Origin of the sequence: Chroococcidiopsis cubana SAG 39.79 (genome assembly GCF_003991895.1) — a bacterium.
Classification (GTDB): Bacteria; Cyanobacteriota; Cyanobacteriia; order Cyanobacteriales; family Chroococcidiopsidaceae; genus Chroococcidiopsis; species Chroococcidiopsis thermalis.
This window is the reverse complement of record NZ_RSCK01000004.1, coordinates 1-20,944: the sequence shown is the minus strand read 5'-3', so window position 1 is coordinate 20,944 and position 20,944 is coordinate 1. Positions and strand designations below refer to the sequence as shown.

23 protein-coding genes and 1 pseudogene are annotated in these 20,944 nt (G+C 45.2%); 8 read left to right on the top strand and 16 right to left on the bottom strand.

What is annotated here, in order from left to right; genetic code table 11:
• Positions 1-134: 134 nt before the first annotated feature.
• Positions 135-959 (bottom strand): photosystem II manganese-stabilizing polypeptide, encoded by an 825-nt coding sequence (gene psbO / locus DSM107010_RS03780; RefSeq protein ID WP_015153476.1) that lies wholly within the window; start codon positions 957-959, stop codon positions 135-137.
• Positions 960-1,245: 286 nt separating this feature from the next.
• On the opposite strand from psbO, the gene DSM107010_RS38140 reads away from it, so the two are divergent.
• Positions 1,246-1,389 carry a hypothetical protein gene (locus DSM107010_RS38140; protein WP_158631729.1) on the top strand — a complete coding sequence of 48 codons (144 nt, stop codon included), beginning with the start codon at positions 1,246-1,248 and terminating at the stop codon, positions 1,387-1,389.
• 21 nt (positions 1,390-1,410) lie between these two features.
• Here DSM107010_RS38140 and mltG read toward each other — a convergent pair whose 3' ends face one another.
• The 6 genes from mltG to DSM107010_RS03755 all read right to left on the bottom strand — a co-directional run bounded on the left by mltG (position 1,411) and on the right by DSM107010_RS03755 (position 5,553).
• On the bottom strand, positions 1,411-2,469 hold the full coding sequence (gene mltG, locus DSM107010_RS03775) for an endolytic transglycosylase MltG (protein ID WP_015153475.1): 1,059 nt from the start codon (positions 2,467-2,469) through the stop codon (positions 1,411-1,413).
• Positions 2,470-2,521: 52 nt separating this feature from the next.
• Positions 2,522-3,100 carry a DUF3727 domain-containing protein gene (locus DSM107010_RS03770; RefSeq protein ID WP_039715744.1) on the bottom strand — a complete coding sequence of 193 codons (579 nt, stop codon included), beginning with the start codon at positions 3,098-3,100 and terminating at the stop codon, positions 2,522-2,524.
• Positions 3,101-3,124: 24 nt separating this feature from the next.
• Positions 3,125-3,247 carry a hypothetical protein gene (locus DSM107010_RS42015; protein WP_255410082.1) on the bottom strand — a complete coding sequence of 41 codons (123 nt, stop codon included), beginning with the start codon at positions 3,245-3,247 and terminating at the stop codon, positions 3,125-3,127.
• A 3-nt stretch (positions 3,248-3,250) separates the two neighbouring features.
• Positions 3,251-3,745, bottom strand: a complete 495-nt coding sequence (ruvX, locus tag DSM107010_RS03765; RefSeq protein WP_015153473.1) for a Holliday junction resolvase RuvX — start codon at positions 3,743-3,745, stop codon at positions 3,251-3,253.
• Positions 3,746-3,749: 4 nt separating this feature from the next.
• Complete coding sequence (locus DSM107010_RS03760; RefSeq protein ID WP_015153472.1) at positions 3,750-5,024, bottom strand: GNAT family N-acetyltransferase; 1,275 nt, start codon at positions 5,022-5,024, stop codon at positions 3,750-3,752.
• A 331-nt stretch (positions 5,025-5,355) separates the two neighbouring features.
• On the bottom strand, positions 5,356-5,553 hold the full coding sequence (locus DSM107010_RS03755; RefSeq protein WP_015153471.1) for a hypothetical protein: 198 nt from the start codon (positions 5,551-5,553) through the stop codon (positions 5,356-5,358).
• 178 nt (positions 5,554-5,731) lie between these two features.
• Between DSM107010_RS03755 and DSM107010_RS03750 the strand changes: the two genes are divergently transcribed.
• Positions 5,732-6,403, top strand: coding sequence for a metallophosphoesterase family protein (locus tag DSM107010_RS03750; RefSeq protein ID WP_127022406.1), 672 nt, complete (start codon positions 5,732-5,734; stop codon positions 6,401-6,403).
• Positions 6,404-6,575: 172 nt separating this feature from the next.
• Here the strand turns inward: DSM107010_RS03750 and mutS are convergent, their stop codons facing one another.
• From mutS to DSM107010_RS03735, 4 genes and pseudogenes are all read right to left on the bottom strand, one after another.
• Entirely contained in the window at positions 6,576-9,254 is a 2,679-nt protein-coding gene (mutS, locus tag DSM107010_RS03745) for a DNA mismatch repair protein MutS (protein WP_127022403.1), read from the bottom strand.
• Between the two features lie 132 nt (positions 9,255-9,386).
• Positions 9,387-9,713, bottom strand: a pseudogene (locus DSM107010_RS39355) (DUF4276 family protein); the annotation flags it as partial.
• A gap of 21 nt (positions 9,714-9,734) precedes the next feature.
• Positions 9,735-10,019 carry a hypothetical protein gene (locus DSM107010_RS39350; protein WP_199755387.1) on the bottom strand — a complete coding sequence of 95 codons (285 nt, stop codon included), beginning with the start codon at positions 10,017-10,019 and terminating at the stop codon, positions 9,735-9,737.
• The gene (locus DSM107010_RS03735; RefSeq protein WP_106167553.1) at positions 10,013-11,200 is read right to left on the bottom strand and encodes an AAA family ATPase; all 1,188 of its coding nucleotides are present in this window, start codon (positions 11,198-11,200) and stop codon (positions 10,013-10,015) included. The genes DSM107010_RS39350 and DSM107010_RS03735 overlap by 7 nt, the downstream gene beginning before the upstream one ends.
• 123 nt (positions 11,201-11,323) lie before the next feature.
• On the opposite strand from DSM107010_RS03735, the gene DSM107010_RS03730 reads away from it, so the two are divergent.
• Positions 11,324-12,193 carry a DMT family transporter gene (locus DSM107010_RS03730; RefSeq protein ID WP_106167552.1) on the top strand — a complete coding sequence of 290 codons (870 nt, stop codon included), beginning with the start codon at positions 11,324-11,326 and terminating at the stop codon, positions 12,191-12,193.
• Between the two features lie 54 nt (positions 12,194-12,247).
• On the opposite strand, the gene DSM107010_RS03725 is transcribed toward DSM107010_RS03730, so the two are convergent.
• Complete coding sequence (locus DSM107010_RS03725; protein WP_106167551.1) at positions 12,248-12,688, bottom strand: NUDIX hydrolase; 441 nt, start codon at positions 12,686-12,688, stop codon at positions 12,248-12,250.
• A gap of 18 nt (positions 12,689-12,706) precedes the next feature.
• Entirely contained in the window at positions 12,707-13,015 is a 309-nt protein-coding gene (locus tag DSM107010_RS03720; RefSeq protein ID WP_106167550.1) for a hypothetical protein, read from the bottom strand.
• Positions 13,016-13,285: 270 nt separating this feature from the next.
• Between DSM107010_RS03720 and folD the strand changes: the two genes are divergently transcribed.
• The 3 genes from folD to DSM107010_RS03705 all read left to right on the top strand — a co-directional run bounded on the left by folD (position 13,286) and on the right by DSM107010_RS03705 (position 15,880).
• Complete coding sequence (gene folD / locus DSM107010_RS03715; RefSeq protein ID WP_015153463.1) at positions 13,286-14,164, top strand: bifunctional methylenetetrahydrofolate dehydrogenase/methenyltetrahydrofolate cyclohydrolase FolD; 879 nt, start codon at positions 13,286-13,288, stop codon at positions 14,162-14,164.
• Positions 14,165-14,325: 161 nt separating this feature from the next.
• The gene (gene crtE, locus DSM107010_RS03710; RefSeq protein WP_106167549.1) at positions 14,326-15,252 is read left to right on the top strand and encodes a geranylgeranyl diphosphate synthase CrtE; all 927 of its coding nucleotides are present in this window, start codon (positions 14,326-14,328) and stop codon (positions 15,250-15,252) included.
• Positions 15,253-15,388: 136 nt separating this feature from the next.
• A complete protein-coding gene (locus DSM107010_RS03705) occupies positions 15,389-15,880 on the top strand; it encodes a divergent PAP2 family protein (RefSeq protein WP_015153461.1) in 492 nt (163 codons plus the stop codon).
• Between the two features lie 63 nt (positions 15,881-15,943).
• On the opposite strand, the gene DSM107010_RS03700 is transcribed toward DSM107010_RS03705, so the two are convergent.
• Both DSM107010_RS03700 and DSM107010_RS03695 read right to left on the bottom strand, forming a co-directional pair.
• Positions 15,944-16,270, bottom strand: coding sequence for an MgPME-cyclase complex family protein (locus DSM107010_RS03700; protein ID WP_015153460.1), 327 nt, complete (start codon positions 16,268-16,270; stop codon positions 15,944-15,946).
• Positions 16,271-16,380: 110 nt separating this feature from the next.
• A complete protein-coding gene (locus tag DSM107010_RS03695; protein WP_106167548.1) occupies positions 16,381-17,136 on the bottom strand; it encodes a pyridoxine 5'-phosphate synthase in 756 nt (251 codons plus the stop codon).
• 444 nt (positions 17,137-17,580) lie between these two features.
• Between DSM107010_RS03695 and DSM107010_RS03690 the strand changes: the two genes are divergently transcribed.
• Positions 17,581-19,740 (top strand): caspase family protein, encoded by a 2,160-nt coding sequence (locus DSM107010_RS03690; RefSeq protein WP_127022397.1) that lies wholly within the window; start codon positions 17,581-17,583, stop codon positions 19,738-19,740.
• 43 nt (positions 19,741-19,783) lie between these two features.
• Here the strand turns inward: DSM107010_RS03690 and DSM107010_RS03685 are convergent, their stop codons facing one another.
• Positions 19,784-20,395: a peroxiredoxin gene (locus DSM107010_RS03685; RefSeq protein ID WP_015153457.1), complete on the bottom strand. Its 612-nt coding sequence runs from the start codon at positions 20,393-20,395 to the stop codon at positions 19,784-19,786.
• Positions 20,396-20,552: 157 nt separating this feature from the next.
• On the opposite strand from DSM107010_RS03685, the gene DSM107010_RS03680 reads away from it, so the two are divergent.
• A partial coding sequence (locus DSM107010_RS03680) for a glycogen debranching enzyme N-terminal domain-containing protein (protein ID WP_199755386.1) occupies positions 20,553-20,944 on the top strand: 392 nt, incomplete at its 3' end.

Genomic DNA, 20,944 nt, shown 5'->3' with positions numbered 1-20,944 from the left:
CGATAAGTTCAGTTATTGATAACGTACCTGCTTGTGCTTTTCATAGCGCTTCTCCTCGATACAATACGCTTGTAGGGGCGCACAATAGCAGTACGCCCCTACAGGTCTTGCATCCGATTCAATTGTCTAACAATTTACGCTTGTGGTTCGATCCGAGCGTAGAATAGACCGCGAACCTTTACATCTAAAGCTTCCTTCGCACCCATATCCGTATCAGAAGGTTGGATGCTCTCGAAAGTACCAGCTACCTCTCCTGTGGCGTTATCAACTTTAGCAACTTGGAGAGAAATTGACCCGTTTTCAATTCCTGCACTCTTGACATTGGCATACCCTTGCTTGTCTGCTGATGCAGGTAGAGCTACCGCATTGTCATACCCCGTGGTTACGCCTCGTCCTTTGGGGTCGAGGAAGTTAGCAGTCCGGTAAGATGGGACGTTAAATTTACCTTCAAAGTCAGTGGAGGTGTTAATACTGGTCAACCCGGGCTGAGTTTGTGCCACCAAGTTTTTAATTGTGAATAAGAAAGGTACTCTTTCACCACCTGGTAATTGTACGGTAATCGCTTGGAAATCAAGACCATCTTTTTCAACGAAAGTCAAGCTTTTGTCAGGATTGACTTTAAGATCGCCCTGTACCTGGTCGATGGTCGAAGTGTAGCGAGTCAACAGTTTTCCAGCAATATATTCTGCTTCTTGACGCTTATTAACTGGTTCTTCTTTGATGAAGAATGATGTTGGCTCTAAACACAGTTCTACCATTCTGTAGGATTGATTCGGATCGATCGCGATCGATCCGCGAGATGTTTCGGACAGTTGAGGACACTTATTAGCTAGACCAGTGCCTCTAATTTGCTCGTATGTGAGTAGTTCTCTGCTTGCTACTTGTGAGGGTTCGCTACAGGCAGTAAGAAATCCTAGACACAAAGCTAGGAAGGCAACAATTAGCGCGCGATACTTCATCGATCAACCTCAATTTTTAAGTCTGTATCTAACCAATAAAAATGCTAGTGAAGACAAGTGACAATCAAGCGAATATTAGCTTTCATTACCAAGAGTACATTTGTTTGTGCGGGCAACAAATGCGAACAATTGCTTATAATGCGTTTTTCGTCAGGTGAGATCCCCACTCATTTCAAACACTTTTTCACTCTTGGGGTTTAGCTCATTGAATGATGATTCAACCTCGCTCCCATTACAGAATTTTACACGGGGATGTGACGTTTATGTAGAGGGTGAGGAGTGAGGAGTGAGGGGTAAAGAAGACAAGGGAGAGGGGGGAGGCAAGGGAGACAAGGAAGCAGGGGAGCAGAGGAAGCAGAGGAGAAATCCAAAATCCAGAATTTCCCTACACCCCACAACCCACAGCCCACACCACGCACTACTTCGCTGACAACTGATAACTGATAACTGTCTAGCCTTTTTGCCGCTGCCTGCGGATGGCGGCTTGAGCGGCGTTATGTTCCGCTAGGGTGCGGCTGAAAACATGAGAGCCGTCGTAACGGGCAACAAAGTAGAGATAGGGCGTTGATTCGGGATCGAGTGCAGCTTTGAGACTGGCTATGCCAGGGCTAGCGATGGGTGTAGGTGGTAGTCCTGGATTGCGATAGGTATTGTATGGCGAAGGGGTATTAACTTGAGCGTAAGTCAGGGGCTGGTCTGCTGTTTGGCGCAGGTTGAGGGCATACTCTACCGTAGGATCGGAGCCTAGTGTATAACCTTTTTGCAATCGCTTGACAAATACGCCTGCAATTCGCGATCGCTCTTGAGGGATAACAGCTTCTTTTTCGACAATACTAGCTAATGTCACCCACTGCTTCAGGTCGAAATCAGTCCGATCTTTGCCTTGTTCGTATAAAGGTAAAGCGACTTGCTCGAAGCGTTGCAGCATTTGGTTCACCACCTGAGTTGGCGTAACGGAACCACTACCAATCTTGTACGTGTCGGGGTATAAATAACCTTCGAGATGGGGAATATCAGCAGGTAGCCAGGAAAAGCGATCGCGTTTAATTTGACTGGCGGCATTGAGAAACTCGCTAGCAGGGAAATATCCCTGTTGTTCAAAATAAGCCGCCATTTGCCGCAAAGACCAGCCTTCAGGAATCGTGAAGCTCTGCTGCACTACCTGACCGTGCCAGATCTTATTTGCCACTTCTTCTAAAGACTGACTGGGAGAGATTTGATATGTCCCTGCTTGAAATCCCCCATTGGGATTTCGCCAGTGCAGCCACCTTGCCCATAAATTCCATGCTTGACTAGAGCGAATTAGTCCTTCTGCCTCTAGCTGCTTGCCGATTTGCTGGCTAGCTGTGCCTGGAGGAACGCGAAACTGCACTTGCGTAGCATTTGCTGTCTCTAAAGGTTGAGACGGGGCGCTGGAGTGCTGCCACCAATTCCAGCTCGACCAAGCGCCTATTCCTAGAGTCAAGGGGATTAAAGCCCAAATTATGCGCCACTTCAATAGTTTTTGCACTACTATATGCCCATAGGTATCGACAACTACTATCTAAAGGCAGTAGTTTACGCTATTCTTCCATTTCGTCAATCAGCTGCTCTGCTAGTAGCGGTTGTAACTTTTGAAACTCTTCTGGAGACAGTAGCTCTGGATTGCCGGAGCTATTCAATCGCGCAAAGAATAACAAGGGGTCGAGGGGCGTATAAACAGAGTACTCTTGGTCTTCGTGGTAGAAACTAGCTAGCAGTTGCAGTTGCTCTGGTTCTATATCGCTGGTGTCATCTTCAATTTCCAGCGTAAACAATTCTGATTCTTCCACTGGAGGTAATTCCCCTGCTACGGTTAAAGCATAGGCTGTCCGCTTGAGGACTAGATTTTGCTCGGCGAGAACGGCTTCAGCAGTAGGAAAAATACTATTGATGGTTTCGTCATCTTCTACGGGAACTGCTTCTTCCTCGTCGCTATCATGACTTTGCCAAGCAAAAATTTCTACTGCTGCATCTGCGGGTAGGAGTAAGAGATATTCTTTGTCTTCGACCAACAGCGATCGCTCTACGTAACATTCTAAGCTTCGCCCTGCTTCGTCTTTGAGCGTGACGGAACTCGAATTGGAATATTCGTTATTTTCTTCAAATGCCGATGAAAACATAGCCATAATAGCTGACGGAAAACTTTAGATTAGCTTAAAGCTGAGGACATGGGAAGAGTCATCAGTTGCTAATTGTTGGTTGTTGGCAAAAAAGTGGTGTGTGGTGCGCTCAGGCGTGGTGCGTGTCTGATAACTGTTCCTGGTCACTGGTCACTGCTCACTGCTCGATCGCTCGTGCGCTCCCTGCTCACTTCTTCTTGTATCTAACCATTGTTGCAGAATTATGGCAGCTGCTTTGCGATCGATCAGAGCTTTGTGTCGCGAGGGGGAGATATTTTCGGCGTGCATGAATTGTTCTGCTTGAAAAGATGTCAGTCGCTCGTCTACAAATACTAAGGGGAGGTCGAGCGCTTTGGCGATTCTCTTCGCCACTTTTTGGACTTGTCGAGCTTGAAAACCCAAACTACCGTCCATAGAGTACGGTAGTCCAGCTACTATTGTTTGCACGCGGCGCGATTGGACGAGGGACTGTAGTTGGGCTAAGTCCTCAGCAAAAGATTTACGCTCGATCGTCATCAGACCTGTCGCAATCAGACCCGTACCGTCGCAACCAGCTACTCCAATCCGCTTGCGACCGAGATCTAGACCCAAAGCGGAAACAAATGCTTTAGGCGTTTTAACCACAGTAGTGGACGGCGATCGCATTTGTTCAGTCACGCTCTCGTTCTGTTTTGGGTGAAGTAGATTCAGTTGGTTGGACAATCTCGTCAGCCCGCTGGCTGGCGTATTTAATTTGTTCTGTGGGTGAATTTTGCTGTCCCGTCTTGGATGGTGGCTTGCTAGGCTGGATGGTTTCTGGTGCTGGCTTGCCTTGTCCTGCCCATGACATCCCTCCAGGGACGGGTTTACGGGCTGGTTGCAGTCCTTGCAGCACTTCGTGCCATTGCATCCCTTCCAAAGAAACGAGTTTTGATTCCCGTAGCTTGTGCCAGACAGAACGAGACATCATCAGCGTGTGTTCGATGCGGTCTGCACCAATTTGTTGTAAATACTCTTCTCGTTCTGGTTGGTAATCTGCTGAAGCCAGACGCAAGGCTTGGGGAGGAAAATCTTGAGCGATGCGGGCAAGTTGAGTTAGCAGTTCGGGATAAAGCCAAGTATAGGCGGGATGAACGGTCAGCGTTGCCTCGTGCGGCTGGCAACCGCGACGGCACAAATGGACTTGAAAATAGCCGATCGCAGCTTTGCGCTGCGGTTCAAATACATAGCCGCTGACAACTTCCGTTTTGCTTAACCATTGTTTAATGCCTTCGATCAACCCACCGAACAAACTTGTTTTGAAGTCGTCGGCATTGCGATCGAAGACTTGCCGCACCAAAGGAGGCATGGAGGCTGTATCGAGTTGATAGAGCAGTTGAGCATCGGCATTACCGATCGGTAATAAGTTAGGTAAATCTGGTTCGCCTAACGCCAGTTCTTGTAACAGAGCGGGAGCAATCTCCCAATAGGTAAGTTGCGCCAGAGTTTGAAACCCATTTTGGCGATAGAGTGCTAGTGCTTCCTTGTCATTGACATTGACTTCTAACAGCCATGTTCGAGCTTCTCGAATTGACTCGAAACAGTGGCGTAGCAGTTGAGAGCCTATTCCTTGAGCGCGGACTTGGGGAGTGACAGCGACTCGCTCTACTCTCCACGTACTGCGAGTGCGGTTGAAGGGACAGACTTGAATCATGCCTTGAACTTGGCGATGTTGCTCCGCGACATGAAGGCAGAATCGGTATTGAAGGGGATTAGGAAACAGGCGAAAGAACTTCAGCAACCAATACCAACTGTGCAGCCAATGCAATTGCTTTTGCAGCTCGGCGACAGCATCTGGATTATCCGTTTCAACCGACTCTTGGTAAAGCCGCTCTATTGCTTCCAAATCTCGGTATTGGAAGGGACGAATGACAACGTTAGAGTCTTGGGGAAGCACTGAAGGCATGGTTGGGTGTGCTACTAGGTAGCTTTGAGTAACAAAAATGGAAGTGCTGCCATTATCTTAACGGTTTTCTCGCGATCGCCGTCGAGCATAGCAGGAAATTTGCGCTTTAGTTCAGCGTGGACTCACCGAATATCTCAAAAAATTTCACTATTGTTTAAGCACCGTTCTTATCCGATGTTGGGGTATGAAGTGTCTTTAGTGCCAAACTACAATCGGTAATTGAAATGCTCGGTTGAGTATCTCAATTACCGATTGTTAACTTTATGTGTTGATGAATTGCAGATTTTAGAGCTGTGTTTTGCGCGAGAAATTCTCCGATCTAAGAGTTTAGTCAGAGAATTTGGCGAGAAGCTAATTTTTCAATAGTTGCTTGAGTTTGCTGGAGTAATTGTTCGCGACTATCAACCACTGTTTGGGTTAAAGAAGGCACGAGATTGCGAGCTTGTAGCGCCATATGCAGTTGGAGATGGGCAACGTACTCGCTTAGATCTTCCCGCACCCAATCGCTTGTGAGTCCCTCTGATTGCATAGCTAACTGTGTTCTCCTTATTTCAGCTGGCAAGCTGTATATCCAGAATAGAAATTATCATTATATGTTTGCCATCTTTTGCACTTTGCAATAAAGTGTAATCCTTGGCAGCTATGAAGATGGAGAAATGTAAATTTTTCCGAGTGGCGAATCAATCATCCCTAACCCCCATCAAGTCATGCTGTTGTTTAGTGGCGATCCACACGGGGATTTTCGACCGATTATTCAGGCAGTTGAAACCTACTCTCCCGCAGCAGCAATTTTGCTGGGGGATTTTGACTTGGAGCGATCGCTTTGCGAAGAACTAGAGGAGATCGCGGCAAAAACTGAGATCTGGTTTATTCCTGGCAATCACGATGCCGATCGCGACGAGTGGTATGATAATTTGTTTAATTCTAAGTTGGGCGATCGCAATCTTCACGGACGAGTTGTAGAAATTGCCGGGAGGCGCGTTGCTGGGTTGGGAGGAGTGTTTCGAGGCAAAATTTGGATGCCTCCAGCCGCACCTAAATTTTCGACTCAACAAGATCTACTATCTACTTGCAGTCGCGGCGAACGCTGGCGCGACAAAATTCCCCGTAAACATCACGTAAGCATATTTTGGCAACAATATCAAGCTTTGCGCGCTCAACGGGCTGATATTTTAGTGACGCACGAAGCCCCGTCTTCTCATCGCTACGGTTTTAGAGCGTTGGATGAATTAGCTATGGCAATGGGCGTGAAATCTATATTTCACGGGCATCATCACGAACATTATAGCGCCACAATCGGTAACGGCATCATTGTGCATGGCGTAGGGGCGGCGGGGGTAGTGGATCATGAGGGGAGAGTTTTGATTGTGGGGAAGTAGGGGCTAGGGACTGGGGACAAGGAGGACTAGGAGAACGAGTAAGAGGGCGCACGGCTGTGCGCCCCTACCTGCTTTTTCTCCCATACCACACTATCCTCTTGCAAACTGCGTCTGTACGGGCGGGTTTACGTAGAATATCTGTTCGTAGCAAGGTTTGTTGTTGAACCCGCCCCTACGACTGTGTACTTTTGCGCAAACCGATCGCAATTTTACTGTGTTGCTCGATTTGCGTCATGACTTGTTTTGCGCGTTGAATCACGACTGGGGGTAAACCTGCCAGTCTTCCGGCTTCAATTCCGTAGGATTTGTCTGCGCCACCTGGTTGGACTTGGTGTAAGAAGATAATGCGATCGGGTAATTCTTTGACTGTGACTTGGTAGTTAGCTACGTTAGATAAAATTGAGGCGAGTTCGTTCAATTCGTGGTAGTGGGTAGCAAAAATTGTGCGGGCGCGAATTTCTGTGGCTAAATATTCTGCTACTGCCCAAGCGATCGATAATCCGTCAAACGTTGCCGTACCTCTACCAATTTCATCTAGTAAAACTAAAGATCGTGGTGAAGCGTGGTTGAGAATATTTGCTGTCTCATTCATCTCTACCATAAAAGTAGATTGCCCCGTTGCTAAGTCGTCAACTGCACCAACGCGGGTGAAAATGCGATCGCATATGCCCAATTTTGCCGATTTAGCAGGCACAAAACTCCCTACTTGTGCCATTAATTGAATCAAACCAACTTGGCGTAAGTAGCAGCTTTTACCACTGGCGTTAGGACCAGTAAGGATGATTAAGTCTGGTAGTTGGTAATTGGTAGTTGGTAGTTGGTTTACGTCCCCCTTGTTTCCCTTGTTCCCCTTGTCTCCTTGTTCTTCTTCTCGATTCCCGTACGGGCGGGTTTCCAAACCCTCCCCTAGCGACTCCCGACTCCCTAGTTCAGTAGAATTAGGCACGAAAAATCCCGCAGGTAAGGATTTTTCAACAACTGGATGTCGCCCGTCTACAATGTTAATTTCTCGTCCTGAGACAATTTCTGGACGGCAATAACCTTGATATACTGCAACTTCGGCAAAGCCACACAATACATCGGCTGCGGCTATGGCACGGGAAACGTTACGGATTGCCTCGGCTTGTTCTCCTACTTCTGTTCGCAGTTCGGTAAAAATATCGTACTCTAGCTGGTACAAATCTTTTTCAGCCGTAAGGATACGCGCTTCTCTTTCTTTTAGTTCTGGCGTGTAGTAGCGTTCTTCGTTTTTTAGAGTTTGCTTGCGAATGTAGTTAGTGGGAACTTGGTCGGCTTTGGCACGAGAAATGCTGATATAGTATCCAAAGGTGTCGTTGTGACCGACTTTTAATGTCGGAATTCCCGTTCTGGCTTTTTCATCAATTTCAAAATTAGCCACCCACTGCAAATCTTCTTCTAATAATCGTCGCCTTTCATCGAGTTGGGAACTAATCCCAGGACGAATTAAATTTCCTTCTGTGAGGTAGATGGGGGGAGATTCAACTAAATATTTACGAAGTTTATGCCCTAGTTGTTCCAAATCTGAGGGGAATTTTTGTAAAGTACGGAGATATGGCGATCGCGTTTCTGTGACTAATCTTGCTAATTCTGGTAAACGCAACATTGACTCTGCTAATGCTACTAAGTCTCTCGCATTTGCCGTTCCCGAACCAGCCCTACCGCTGAGTCTTTCTAAATCATAAATTTGTCGTAAAAGCTGCCGCAAATCGTGCCGCAAGGAACTATTTTCTACTAATTCTTGAATTGTATCTTGTCGCGCTCGAATGCCTTTAATATCTAATAGTGGTTGCAAAAACCATCGTTTTAAAGCACGACTCCCCATCGCCGTAGTTGTTTTATCCAAAGCCCATAATAGTGAACCGATAAAAGTTCCATCTCTCACAGTTTGGGTAATTTCCAAGTTGCGACGAGTTTGATGATCGAGAATTAAGTAGTCGGTAATTGCATAAGTGCGTAGTTGTTGTAGGGGAACGTCACTTTCTTTTTGCGTATCTTCGATATAGTCTAATAATCCACCCGCCGCACTCACGGCTAGGGGTAAATCTTCACAACCAAAACCTTCAAGCGATCGCACTTTAAACTTTTGAATTAACTTTTGTCTAGCTTCACCCGTGTTAAAACTAGATTGCGATCGCAAACAATAACAAAATGATGGTGGTAAGCATTCGGGAATGTGTTCGGATGTTTCCCCTGGACGAAATAATGCTCCTACGTCTGGTGCTTTGGTGGGAACGAGAACTTCCGATGGTTGTAGTCGCAGTATTTCTTGAGTTAATTGTTCTAAATTGCTCCCTTGCGTTGCTAAAAATTCTCCCGTTGAGATGTCTGCGTAAACTAAACCCCAATGATTTTTCGCGATCGCTATTGCTGCGAGATAATTATTACGGCTAGCTTTGAGCATTCCATCTTGCAGCAGAGTTCCTGGAGTCAGGATGCGCGTTACTTCACGCTTGACTAAACCTTGTGCAACCGCTGCATCTTCAACTTGATCGCAGATAACGACAGCATAGCCTTTTTCGATCAACTGAGTTGTGTATCGTTCCCAAGCGTGATGCGGTACGCCTGTCATCGCCACCCGTCCGATTTCGCCGCCGTGTTTGCTGGTGAGAACGAGTTCCAATTCCCGCGAGACTATAACTGCATCCTGAAAGAATGTTTCAAAAAAATCTCCACACCGATACAGTAATAAAGAATGGGGATGCTTCTCTTTTACTTCTACATAATGCTTGTACATTGGCGATAGCTTGTTTTTGTCTATCTGCCGACAGTCAGTACAAGGTTGTATGGGTGCTTGAGATTCAGCAGCAGTTGGAGTGGAAGGAACTTTCATGAATCGCTCGTACTACAGTCTTTTACGACTCTACCGTAGGTTGATGTGAGATGATAACAACGTTTGCGCTAAACGCTGCACTACACTACTCCTTCGGAGAAGCAAGCTACGTGAACGCTAACGCTGTTTTTGTTACTCAGTGCGATCGCTTGCCTCGTCTATTTTAACTGTCAAGGTGGTGAAGAGGCGATCGCAGTAGAGGGAGGCGGCGCGGACTTTAGCTACAGATATTTGTTCTAAAAGCCTTGCACCATGCTGAATTTTACCGTATTCTCCCTTGGATGTTTCTTTTGTGGCTTTCTGTAAGGCTGAATATATTTCAGTTTTGTTAATTTTTTCTACATTTAGATTTTTAGGAATCGCATTTTCTTTAAAGCCTTGTCCGTAGAATCGTTTTAAAGCCTCTATGTCAGCAAGAAACCAAGCTTCCATCATTTGTACCATAAGATGACAGCAAGTATCGTCAACTTCTGGCTTATTTCAATTATCCCTTTCTTTCAAATGCTGCCAAGGTGCTTTTTTTACAGATGCTTCTGCATCAACGAGTAGCACGTTAAAAGCGTCTGGGTGTTCTTTTAAAGCAGATTTAAATTGACTGAAAGTATTATTTCGAGAATCACAGATGATTATGTTCCATTTAATTTTCCTACTTCTAGCGAGCTGATTTAATTCCTGTAAAAACTTATTGAATCCTTCTCGTAGTAACCCTCTTGTATTTCTGCCATCTCCACCTCCTTCTATATAAATACGAATCTCTTTTACCATCTATTTCCCCCGATTTCACCCATACGCCAAATATCTCCAAGTGAATATTCTTCCATCCACTTTTTGAGTTTTACAGGATCTAAGCGGCGTAAGTGAGTCCCCTGATAGTCTTTCTCACATATCAATACTGATTCAGGAGGAAGTGAGGAAATTAAAGATTCAGAATGAGTTGTTACAATTATTTGCGTTCTTTGAGATGCTTCGATAAGCATGTCAGCGATGGTAGACATCATATCAGGGTGTAATCCGATTTCTGGTTCCTCGATACATATCAGCGGTGGTGGAGTGGGATCGAGGAGTAAAGCCATTAAGAATAAATAATGTAAAGTACCATCTGATAGGCGTGTTGCTGGAATTGGTTGAGTTAATCCCGCTTCACGAATATATATTTGTACTGTACCACCGTAAATTTTTGTCGTTAGTTCTTCAGCTTCTTCATAAAATTTCTTTAACTTATCAATGATTTTCTTAGAGCCAATCTGGTGCTGTAAATTATTTAAGCATATTCCTAGGTTACTACCATCCTCTAACAAGGGATGTTCAGGTAAATCTGTTTGTTGAGGCATTCTAGCTTTAGAGTTACGCCCTATATGCCAATCTCGATATAAACTGATATTAGAAAACTGATTTCCTAAATATGTAATTTCCAGCATTCGATCTGGATCTTTTCTTTGAGATAGAATAGATTGCTGTCGTTGAACTTTACCATAAGAAATAGGAAGTGTTTTATTTTCTAAATTGGATAGTGCATAAAAACTAAAAGTTGAAGAATCGTTTTTATTAAGTTGGTGATGATATACATCCTGTTGTTCTATTTCTACGCCTTGAATTTTGATGAACTCCTCCAGAACTTCAAATGTTTGCTGGAGTGCGCCAAACACAATTCTATATTGTAATGAAATATTCGTAAGGTATTCTACAGTTACTTCTATTCTTGCTGTTGGAATATCATCACTACCTTTCCATAAAAATTCACTCACGCCGCCGCCGCGACGAATTGACGCAAGTAAATCTGTAGGTAAAGCTTTGAGAATTCCGAAAGCTTCAATTAGATTTGACTTGCCAGATGCATTTGCCCCAATAAGAACATTTAAGGGTTGTAATTCGATTTCCTCTCCTTCGCTACCAAAAGAAAGAAAATTTTGTAACCTTAATGAATGGATAAATCTTTTCCCGTCCATCCCATACTCCTGATGAGTAAATATGTTTCAGCAGACAGTGCAGTAATCCTGTTTAGTTTATTCTAAACTGCGATCGCCCTTACATTCGCATACGACCTCTTAGCTAGAATAGGAGATTATTTGATGATAACTTACATAAAGTTAGTTTTAACTGCAATTATTTGGGGTGGCACGTTTGTGGCTGGTAGAATAGTCGTGCAAACTATGGAACCGTTTACAGCCGCTTTTTTTCGCTTTGCAGTTGCTTCAATTTATTTGTTAATCTTGACGCAAAAGATTGAGAGACGCTTACCTAAACTCAAAAGAAATCAAATTTTTACAGTTATTTTATTAGGCTTGACAGGAGTTTTTAGTTATAATGCCTTCTTCTTTCTCGGTTTGCAAACTGTTACTGCTAGCCGCGCTGCTTTAATTGTGGCACTCAACCCTACTTTTATTGCTCTTGGTGCTGCTCTATTTTTCAGGGAGAAATTTAACGGTTTAAAACTACTAGGAATTATAACTTCCCTAACAGGTGCAGCAGTTGTCATTAGCAAAGGTCAAGTCATAAATATATTTAAAGGTAGTATCAGTTGGGGAGAGTTTTTTGTTTTTGGCTGCGTCCTGAGCTGGGTAGCTTATACTCTGATTGGTAAATCAGTGATGAAATCTTTGTCTCCCTTAGCTGCTACTACATATGCTTGTATAATAGGCGCGATCGCGCTGTTAATTCCAGCCTTATTTGAGGGAATAGTTCAAAATTTCATGCAGTTTCCTCCTTCTGCTTGGCTGGGAATTTTATATCTGGGGGTTTTGGGTTCGGCAATTGGTTTTAGTTGGTACTATGAGGGAGTTGCAGCAATTGGTGCTGCCAAAGCCTCAATTTTTATTAACTTAGTTCCCGTATCTGCGATCGCATTTGCCGCTTTATTATTGCAGGAACCGATTACTGTTAGTTTAGTCTTGGGTGGGGTTCTAGTTGTCGTCGGAGTATTTTTTACAAATAAGAGTTAACTGTTGGAGAAATGCAATTTGCCACATCTCTACACTAGGTTCATTTATTTTGATTTATTTTGCGAGCGTCCCCACTTCTAAAAAATCTAAAATAATTTGTCTTGCCGCAGGGACTAAAGGTAAAATGCGATCGGCTTTGGCTGAATAACAACTCCCGTGTTGAATTTGTTCGGGAGTTAATAAAGCCATATCCCAACCTTCCTTTAATACGAGTTGGTCTAAATCTACTGTTAGTGGTGCGTGGAAAACATGGCGCTCTACTTGAGGATCCGAGTAACAGCCGACTTCAGATATAGAAGGGGGAAAATAAGCAATTTCTTCCTGTAATTCTCGAATTACAGCCTCATGTGGCGTTTCGCCTGGGTCGAGATGCCCGCCAAAAAAGCCCCAGTGTGCGGGATAGACAATATTGGGAATGTCGTCGCGTAATTGGAAGAGAAATTTATCGTCACGATAGAGGATAGCGATCGCCACGCGAACGGGTTGATGAGTCATAATTGTGCAATAATTAACCTAACGAGTGGGAGTCTGTACCTGCTGTTCCTCTACATAGATTTCCCCAAAATCTTGCCCTGCGATCGGGATACTCTGAAAATATACCTTACCCTCGATTGAGACAGGTGTTTGCAGCCGCACATTCGTTCTTTTTGTCAGCACCCAAATTTTCCCTGTTGAGTCTTGCAGTTGATACATCCGCCAACCAGCCAAAGGTATTTGTTGTACGACTTTACCTTGCAGGCGAACGGTAGTTCCATTGCCTGTTTCTGGCTTGAGTTCGCCAATCTTCAAAGCAGTTGTACCCATCAAGCCAATACCATTCATTGCATACTGGGGCAATCTACCACAACTAAGTAGCCCCAGGATGAGCAGCGAGTAAATAGCAGTTTTGAAAAGATTCATAAAAGAAAGACAAGGGAGACAAGGAAGACAAGGAAGCAGAGGAGAAATCCAAAATCTAGAATTTCCCTACACCATACACCCCATTCTTCACTGACAACTGATAACTGATAACGGATTGCTTAAACTATATAAGTCAAAACAGTTATAACTGCCTTTTGACAAAACCATTTTAAAAAAGTTCCCCCAACGGCGATGAACGCAAAAACAGCGAAGATACTAGATGGCAAAGCTTTAGCCCAAAAGATTCAGACAGAGTTAACGACACAGATTCAAGCACTACAACCGCAAATCGGACGACCCCCAGGACTAGCAGTACTCATGGTAGGAGATAATCCTGCTAGTGCTGCCTACGTGCGCAATAAAGAGCGGGCTTGTACTAAAGTAGGAATTGCTTCTTTTGGAAAGAATTTTCCTGCCGATGCTACCCAAGCAGAAGTCGCGCAAGCGATTCAAGATTTAAATGAGGATGAAAGAGTAGATGGGATTCTCGTTCAACTACCATTACCCAACCATTTAGATTCTGTCGCTTTACTGCATCAAATTGACCCAAATAAAGACGCAGATGGATTGCATCCAGTGAATATGGGACGGTTAGTCAGGGGAGAATCGGGTTTACGCAGTTGCACCCCTGCTGGGGTAATACGAATGTTACAGGAATACCAGATTTCTTTGCAGGGTAAACAAGCCGTAGTCGTGGGGCGGAGTATTTTGGTTGGAAAGCCCCTAGCTTTGATGTTACTAGAAGCTGATGCAACAGTCACGATCGCCCACTCGCGATCGCATAACCTTGCAGCCATTACTCAAACAGCAGATATCCTCATTGCTGCTGTCGGTCGTCCTAACATGATTACTGCCCAAATGGTCAAACCTGACGCTGTAGTCATAGACGTGGGAATCAACCGCATTATCGACTACGAAGGTAACAGCCGCCTGGTTGGAGACGTAGATTTTGAGTCAGTGCAAGAAGTTGCCGAATTGCTGACCCCAGTTCCAGGTGGTGTTGGTCCCATGACAGTCGCCATGCTACTGCACAATACAGTCTGGAGCTATTCTCAAAAGGTTAATGGGTAATGGAGACAAGAAAGTCAAAAGTTAAAAGTCAAAAGTCAAAACGACTTTCTTTTCTTCTGACTCCTGTTCGCTGATAACTGATAACTGATAACGATCGACTGACAACTGCCAATTTCTCGTAAAATTGTTACGGAGACGACAGCACCTAAAGGAAACAAGGCATGGTAGCAGCGGATAACCTTCAGATGCCTCATAATGAAGCCCCGTTTGACCTCTCAGCTTACTTGAAACAACGCCAAGTAGAAGTTGAAGCGGCGCTGGAGAGTTCGATTATCGTCACTTATCCAGAAAAAATCTACGAGGCAATGCGCTATTCGCTTTTAGCAGGAGGAAAGCGGTTACGTCCGATTCTCTGCTTGGCTACTTGCGAAATGGCAGGAGGCACGGTAGAAATGGCAATGCCTACGGCTTGTGCCTTAGAAATGATCCATACGATGTCATTGATTCATGATGACTTACCAGCTATGGATAACGACGATTACCGACGCGGACGACTGACAAATCACAAGGTTTATGGTGACGATATTGCAATTCTGGCTGGAGATGGTCTGTTAGCTTATGCCTTCGAGTATATTGCTACCCAGACTAAAAATGTACCACCAGAGCGCGTACTACGAGCGATCGCTCAGTTGGGTCATGCTGTTGGCGCGGCGGGGTTAGTTGGGGGTCAAGTGGTAGATTTGGAATCGGAGGGTAAGTCAGACGTGACCGCAGACACTTTGCACTTCATTCATACGCATAAAACCGCTGCACTACTAGAAGCCTGTGTTGTCAGTGGGGGTGTTTTAGCGGGGTTAGAAGAATCGGATTTGCAACGGCTATCGCGCTATGCTCAAAATATCGGACTTGCCTTTCAAATCATCGACGATATTTTAGATGTTACGGCGACAGCAGAGGAATTAGGCAAAACGGCTGGCAAAGATTTACAAGCGCAAAAAGTCACATATCCTAGCCTATGGGGTATAGAAGAATCCCGCCGCCAAGCACAAGCATTAATTGCTACGGCAAAGGAAGAACTAACTCCGTTTGGCGAGAAAGCACAACCACTCATTGCTCTAGCTGACTTCATCACCAACCGCAAGAATTAGGGGAGTCGGGAGTCGGGAGCAGAGAAGGAGGCACTGTCTTCACGGAGTGTAGCACAGCGTTTACTGTTAACCAACAACTAACAACCAACAACTATCAACTATTAACCTTCATCCCTCATCCTTTCAATCAAACCTCATGCAGGACATTGGCGACATTCTCAATAACAGCGTGCTGCTAGTTGCTGTCATAGCTTGTCTAATTGCTCAAGCAGCAAAACTGGCAGTCGAATTACTTAAAAACCACAAATTGGATTTTCGCGTTTTGTTGACTACTGGCGGTATGCCTAGCGCCCATTCTGCATTGGTCACAGCCTTAGCTACGGGTGTCGGTCAAACCGCAGGTTGGGACAGTCCAGAATTTGCGATCGCGACTATTTTTGCCATCATTGTTATGTACGATGCTGCTGGCGTGCGTCAAGCCGCAGGCAAACAAGCCCGCATTCTCAATCAAATGATGGACGAGTTATTCAGCGAACATCCTGAACTGAATGAAGACCGCTTAAAAGAATTATTGGGACATACACCTTTCCAAGTCATTGTTGGTTCTATGTTGGGCGTATGCATTGCTTGGTTTGTCAATACTTTGTTATTCACCCCTACCTACCCAGTACTAGCGGCGGGAGGCTAATCAGTTATCAGTGACCAGTGACCAGTGACCACGCACCACTCTTTCCTGATAACTGATAATTGATTACACTGTTGTTAACGAAGCTAAAGGATCGGGGATAGTATCGGAGGGAGCTTGAAATTGCCCGGTAATGACAAACTCTAATCGCAGTTTCAGCCAAGTAATAAACTGAGAATTAGTAGAAATAATTGCTGCTGCTGGCTGCGGGCATTTGGTTTTAATTTCCTGCATTTCTGGGGCTTCTAGAAAGGCAGGTTGTTTGACTAACCAAAAATCAATTTCTTTTTGCTTTTCTAAGTAGTCGCGCGTCCGTTCTTTCAATACTTCTTCTAAAGGTTCTTCTTCAGTTAAAAAGCGTTGACTGGCTAAAACGTAGTGGTAGGTTTTCATTGTTTTGATGGTAATTGGTAATTGGTAGTTGGTAGTTGGTAGTTGGTAGTTGGCGAGAGGTGAGAGGCAAGCGGTAAGAGGTTTTGCTACCTCAGCTCCCGCTCGCTCCCTTACCTTTCTTCCCCTGCTCCCAGCTCGTCCCTGCTCCCTGCTCCCCTAATAGCCTGTTTCATCTCGCGCACGGCTCGTTCCATACCAACTAAAGCCGCTCGACTAATAATTGTATGACCGATGTTGAGTTCTTCCATCCCAGGAATGCAGGCAATTGGGTAAACATTCCAATAGGTTAAACCGTGTCCGGCGTTAACTCGCAATTCAGAGGCGATCGCTTGTTCGCAGCCTTTGGCTAACACTGTCAATTCTGCTTGGCGGCTGGCTTCCGATTGTGCTTCAGCATAGCGTCCCGTATGCAGTTCGATAAATTTGGCTTTAGTCTTGACAGAAGCTTGGATTTGTGCGTCTTCGGCATCGATAAACAAACTTACGGGAATATTTGCCGTTTGGAGCTTGTCTACTACCTCGCTCATGCGATTCAGTTGTCCTGCTATATCTAATCCCCCTTCTGTTGTCACCTCTTCTCGTCGTTCGGGGACTAGGGTAACGTAATCTGGCTTTACATCTAGAGCGATCGCTACCATTTCTGCTGTCGCTGCCATTTCCAAGTTCAGGTGCGTGCGAACTGTCTGCCGCAATATTCTCACATCTCTTTCTTGAATGTGTCGCCGATCTTCGCGCAGGTGAACTGTAATCCCGTCAGCTCCCGCTAATTCTGCTAGCACCGCTGCTGCCACGGGATCTGGCTCTACCGTGCGTCGAGCTTGTCGAATCGTCGCAATATGATCGATATTTACTCCCAGTGTAGGCATCCACGCTCCCTTTACTTGCCGTCTCCGCACTTAATTTTACCAAGAGTCAAACTAAGTCGTAAGTTGTAAGCCGTAAGTCGTAAGTGGAGGACTGCAAAAAAAGCGCGATCGCCCTATCATAGAAGTTAGATGGCTCCGAATCTAGCTCGCTTCCTACGACATGGCATCTACAGAAAAATTAGCGATCGGGGCATTGAGCATCAGCATAAAGATTTGCATTAGAGCTGATAAATAAAATAGGAGGCAAGCTATGCGCGATCGCGTTAACTTAACCTGATTTGATATATTTTCGATTCCTTAATACAACTTAATAATTTCCGAGAAAGGAATCATTTTAGATGTAGCTATACCAATATTAAGTTATCAATTATTTGGTCAGTGGGAAGACTTGTGAAAACTTCTTCCCTCAGTTTCCAGTCCCTACCCCTTAGCTTAGCTCCAAAGATGTGTCCATTAAGTGTCAGTACTAGCCGCTCTACTCATGCCTTGGAAACAGGGGAAGCCAAGCTATGGAGTTTGCTGGTGGGAGTGAATCAATATCAAGACGCTCGGCTACCTTCGCTGAGTTATTCTGCCTCTGATTGCCAAGGCTTGACAGAAGCGCTGGCAGAAGCAACTCAAGGATTTCCACGCAAGGAACCGATCGCGCATCACGATTTCGCGACTCTTCCACCCACACTAGAGGCAGTGCGGCAGAGTTTAGAACAAATTGTCGCAGCGGCTCAACCTCAAGATACAATTTTGCTTTACTTTTCCGGTCATGGAGTTTTAGATCGGGAGACGGGGCAAGTCGTTTTATGTTTGGCAGATACATCGAAAGATAACCTACTGCAAACAGGTTTGAAGTTGCCAGATGTATTAGAGCTATTGCAAAAGAGTCAAGTTCATCGCCAAATGCTATGGCTCGATGCTTGTCATAGTGGGGATCTCACTTTGCGGGGAGCTAAAGGTGAAGTGACGATAGAACAACCAGAACTGAACCCAGCACAGCAATTGATGGAGGTATTGAGGCAACGAGCAACTCAAAGTCGGGGCTTTTATGCCTTATTGTCCTGCGATCGCAAGCAAAGGTCTTGGGAATTTCCCGAACTGAAGCATGGGTTATTTACTTACTACCTGATGCAAGGATTAAGGGGGGAAGCCGCCGACACTCAAGGTGTGATTGATGCGGATGGGCTGTATAAATACGTTTATCACCAAACTATCCAATATATAGATCGGTTAAATCACCAACTGCGGCTGATGAATCAGCAAAAGCGCAGCCGAGGAGAACTAGATTTACACCCAGAATACCCTTTACAAACTCCGAAGCGAATTGTAGAAGGGGTAGGAGAACTCGTTTTAGGGTTAAAGGTAGACGAACGCATCCCACAACCAGTCAAACACAGCCGCCGCGCCTTAGTATGCGATGGTTTTGCCGATAGTAATGCCGTTTATGCTTTCAGTCGAGCTTTACAAACAGCTGGAAATTTTGCCCTAGAATATTTTCCCCAGTCCGGTAAAGCATGGACGGATGCCAGATATGCCATTCAAAGCTGTTTGCGATCGCCCGTTTCCTCCCAAGAACCAGAAACAGTTTTGTTATACTTGCGCGGTAGAATGGAGGCGATCGCAGATGGGGAAGCTTGGCTTGTTATGGGCGACAGTCTGCGGCTAAGTCGTTCTTGGTTGCAGCAAGAGTTACGCCGTAGTGCGACAGCACGACAAATTATTCTTCTCGATTTTCTGGGTACAGAGCGATCGTCAGCAACACTGCAAGAGTGGATCGAAGAATTACAGCTCAGTGGTGGAAAACAGTGTATTATCGCTGCTGCACCCTCCGATCGCGCGCCAGAGCAATTTACTCATGCTTTGCTAGAAACATTGGCAGCAAAGGAACCATCCTCACCTTTGTCAGTAACAGCATGGATGGATGAATTACAGCAAAAGTTAGAACGGATGGGAATGCCATTGCACCTGTGGCTGTCAGAAACCGCCGGCGACATAGAAATTTTCCCTCCAACGACGTTGACAGCCACAAAATTCGTTCCATCGCCACCAAAACCACCACGGATCGAAAAACCTGCTGTCAGCCACTCTACGCCCAAAGTGCAGCCACCAGCAGCCGCCGCCAGTCCTCCTCCAGCACCCGCACCAGCAATACCATTACCGGCGAAAGAATATTTTTCACAGCAATACGCTCAGTTAGAAAAAATTTTGCGGGAACTGGTAGGACCAATTGCTCCTACCTTACTCTCTCAGGTGGCAACTCCAAATTCTCAACCGCATCACTGGGTAGAAAATTTGCTGCCAATATTATCACCGCAGCAACAAAATCAATTGCGTCAACAATCGATCTCCTTATTACAACAAATCCCAGGATCGCAACCGCAAACGCGATCGTCATCTTGTGCTACAAGTTGGCAACACGAAACTTTGTCAGAAAATTTTATTCATCAATGCGAGCAAGCTTTATCTGCCGCGATCGGTCCCATTGCGACTTTCTTAATCCAAAATACAATTAAATCGCAACCACAAATTTCGCGATCGGAATTAATCGAAATATTAGCTACCGCGATTCACGATCCTCTGCAAGCAGCAGCCTTCCGCCGTCGATTATTGTAGCTTCTATAGAGACGTTCCACGGAACGTCTCTACATCGTCATGACTACACGGAAGCGAAGTAAACTTTGGATTTTGTGGGGTCAGGAGTCATGGTTTTATCCCCAGGCTGCCAACCAGCAGGACAAACTTCATCTGGATGGCTTTGAACGTACTGAATTGCTTTCAACGTCCGTAGAGTTTCTTCAACACTACGACCGAAGGAAAGGTTGTTAATCGTGGCGTGTTGGATAACTCCCTCTTTGTCAATTAGAAATAGACCGCGAAGAGCAACACCTGCTTCTGGATCTAAGACATTGTAAGCAGCACTAATCTCTTTCTTGATGTCAGAAACAAGAGGATAGTTGAGGTCGCCAACGCCACCTGACTTGCGATCTGTTTGAATCCACGCTAGGTGGGAGAATTCGCTATCTACAGAAACGCCGAGGACTTCGGTATTAACTGCCTTGAATTCCTCAAAGCGATCGCTGAAGGCAGTAATCTCAGTGGGACAAACGAATGTAAAGTCTAGAGGGTAGAAAAATAGTACGACATACTTGCCACGATAGTCAGATAGTTTGATAGTCTTAAATTCCTGATCTACTACTGCTGTGGCAGTGAAGTCTGGAGCAGGTTGTCCAACACGGAGGCATCCTTCACTTGCGTAACTTAGTGGCATTAACCAATTCTCCTTTGATGTGTCTACTATTTGGCAAATTTAGGGAAAGCTAGTTGAGATTCACCCTTACGCTTATAGGCAAGTTCTCGGCTTCCCGTACAGTTGATTTTTACGTTACGTAACAAATATATCATAGTCATAACGATTTTGAGTAGCAATGGGCAATCTAGATACAAGAGAATGGCTGCTGACGAATGGGTTGGGTAGTTTTGCCTGCGGTACGGTAGCGGATGCTCGGACTCGAATTTATCACGGCTGGTTGATTGCTGCCCTCACTCCTCCTAGTCAGCGTACCCTTTTACTGTCCCATCTAGATGCCAGTTTAGAAGTTTCTGCTCAAGTCTTTGCTCTATCGACAAATTTTTGGGGTGGTGGCACAGTCGAACCAACTGGCTACGAACTACTACAAAGTTTTGAGATCGAACCAGTACCAACCTGGGTATGGGGTGCGGATAATTGGCAACTGTCAAGACAATTGGTAATGCCAGGTGAGGGAGCAGGGACGAGTTGGGAGCAGGGAGACAAGGGAGAGGGGGGAGACAAGGGAGA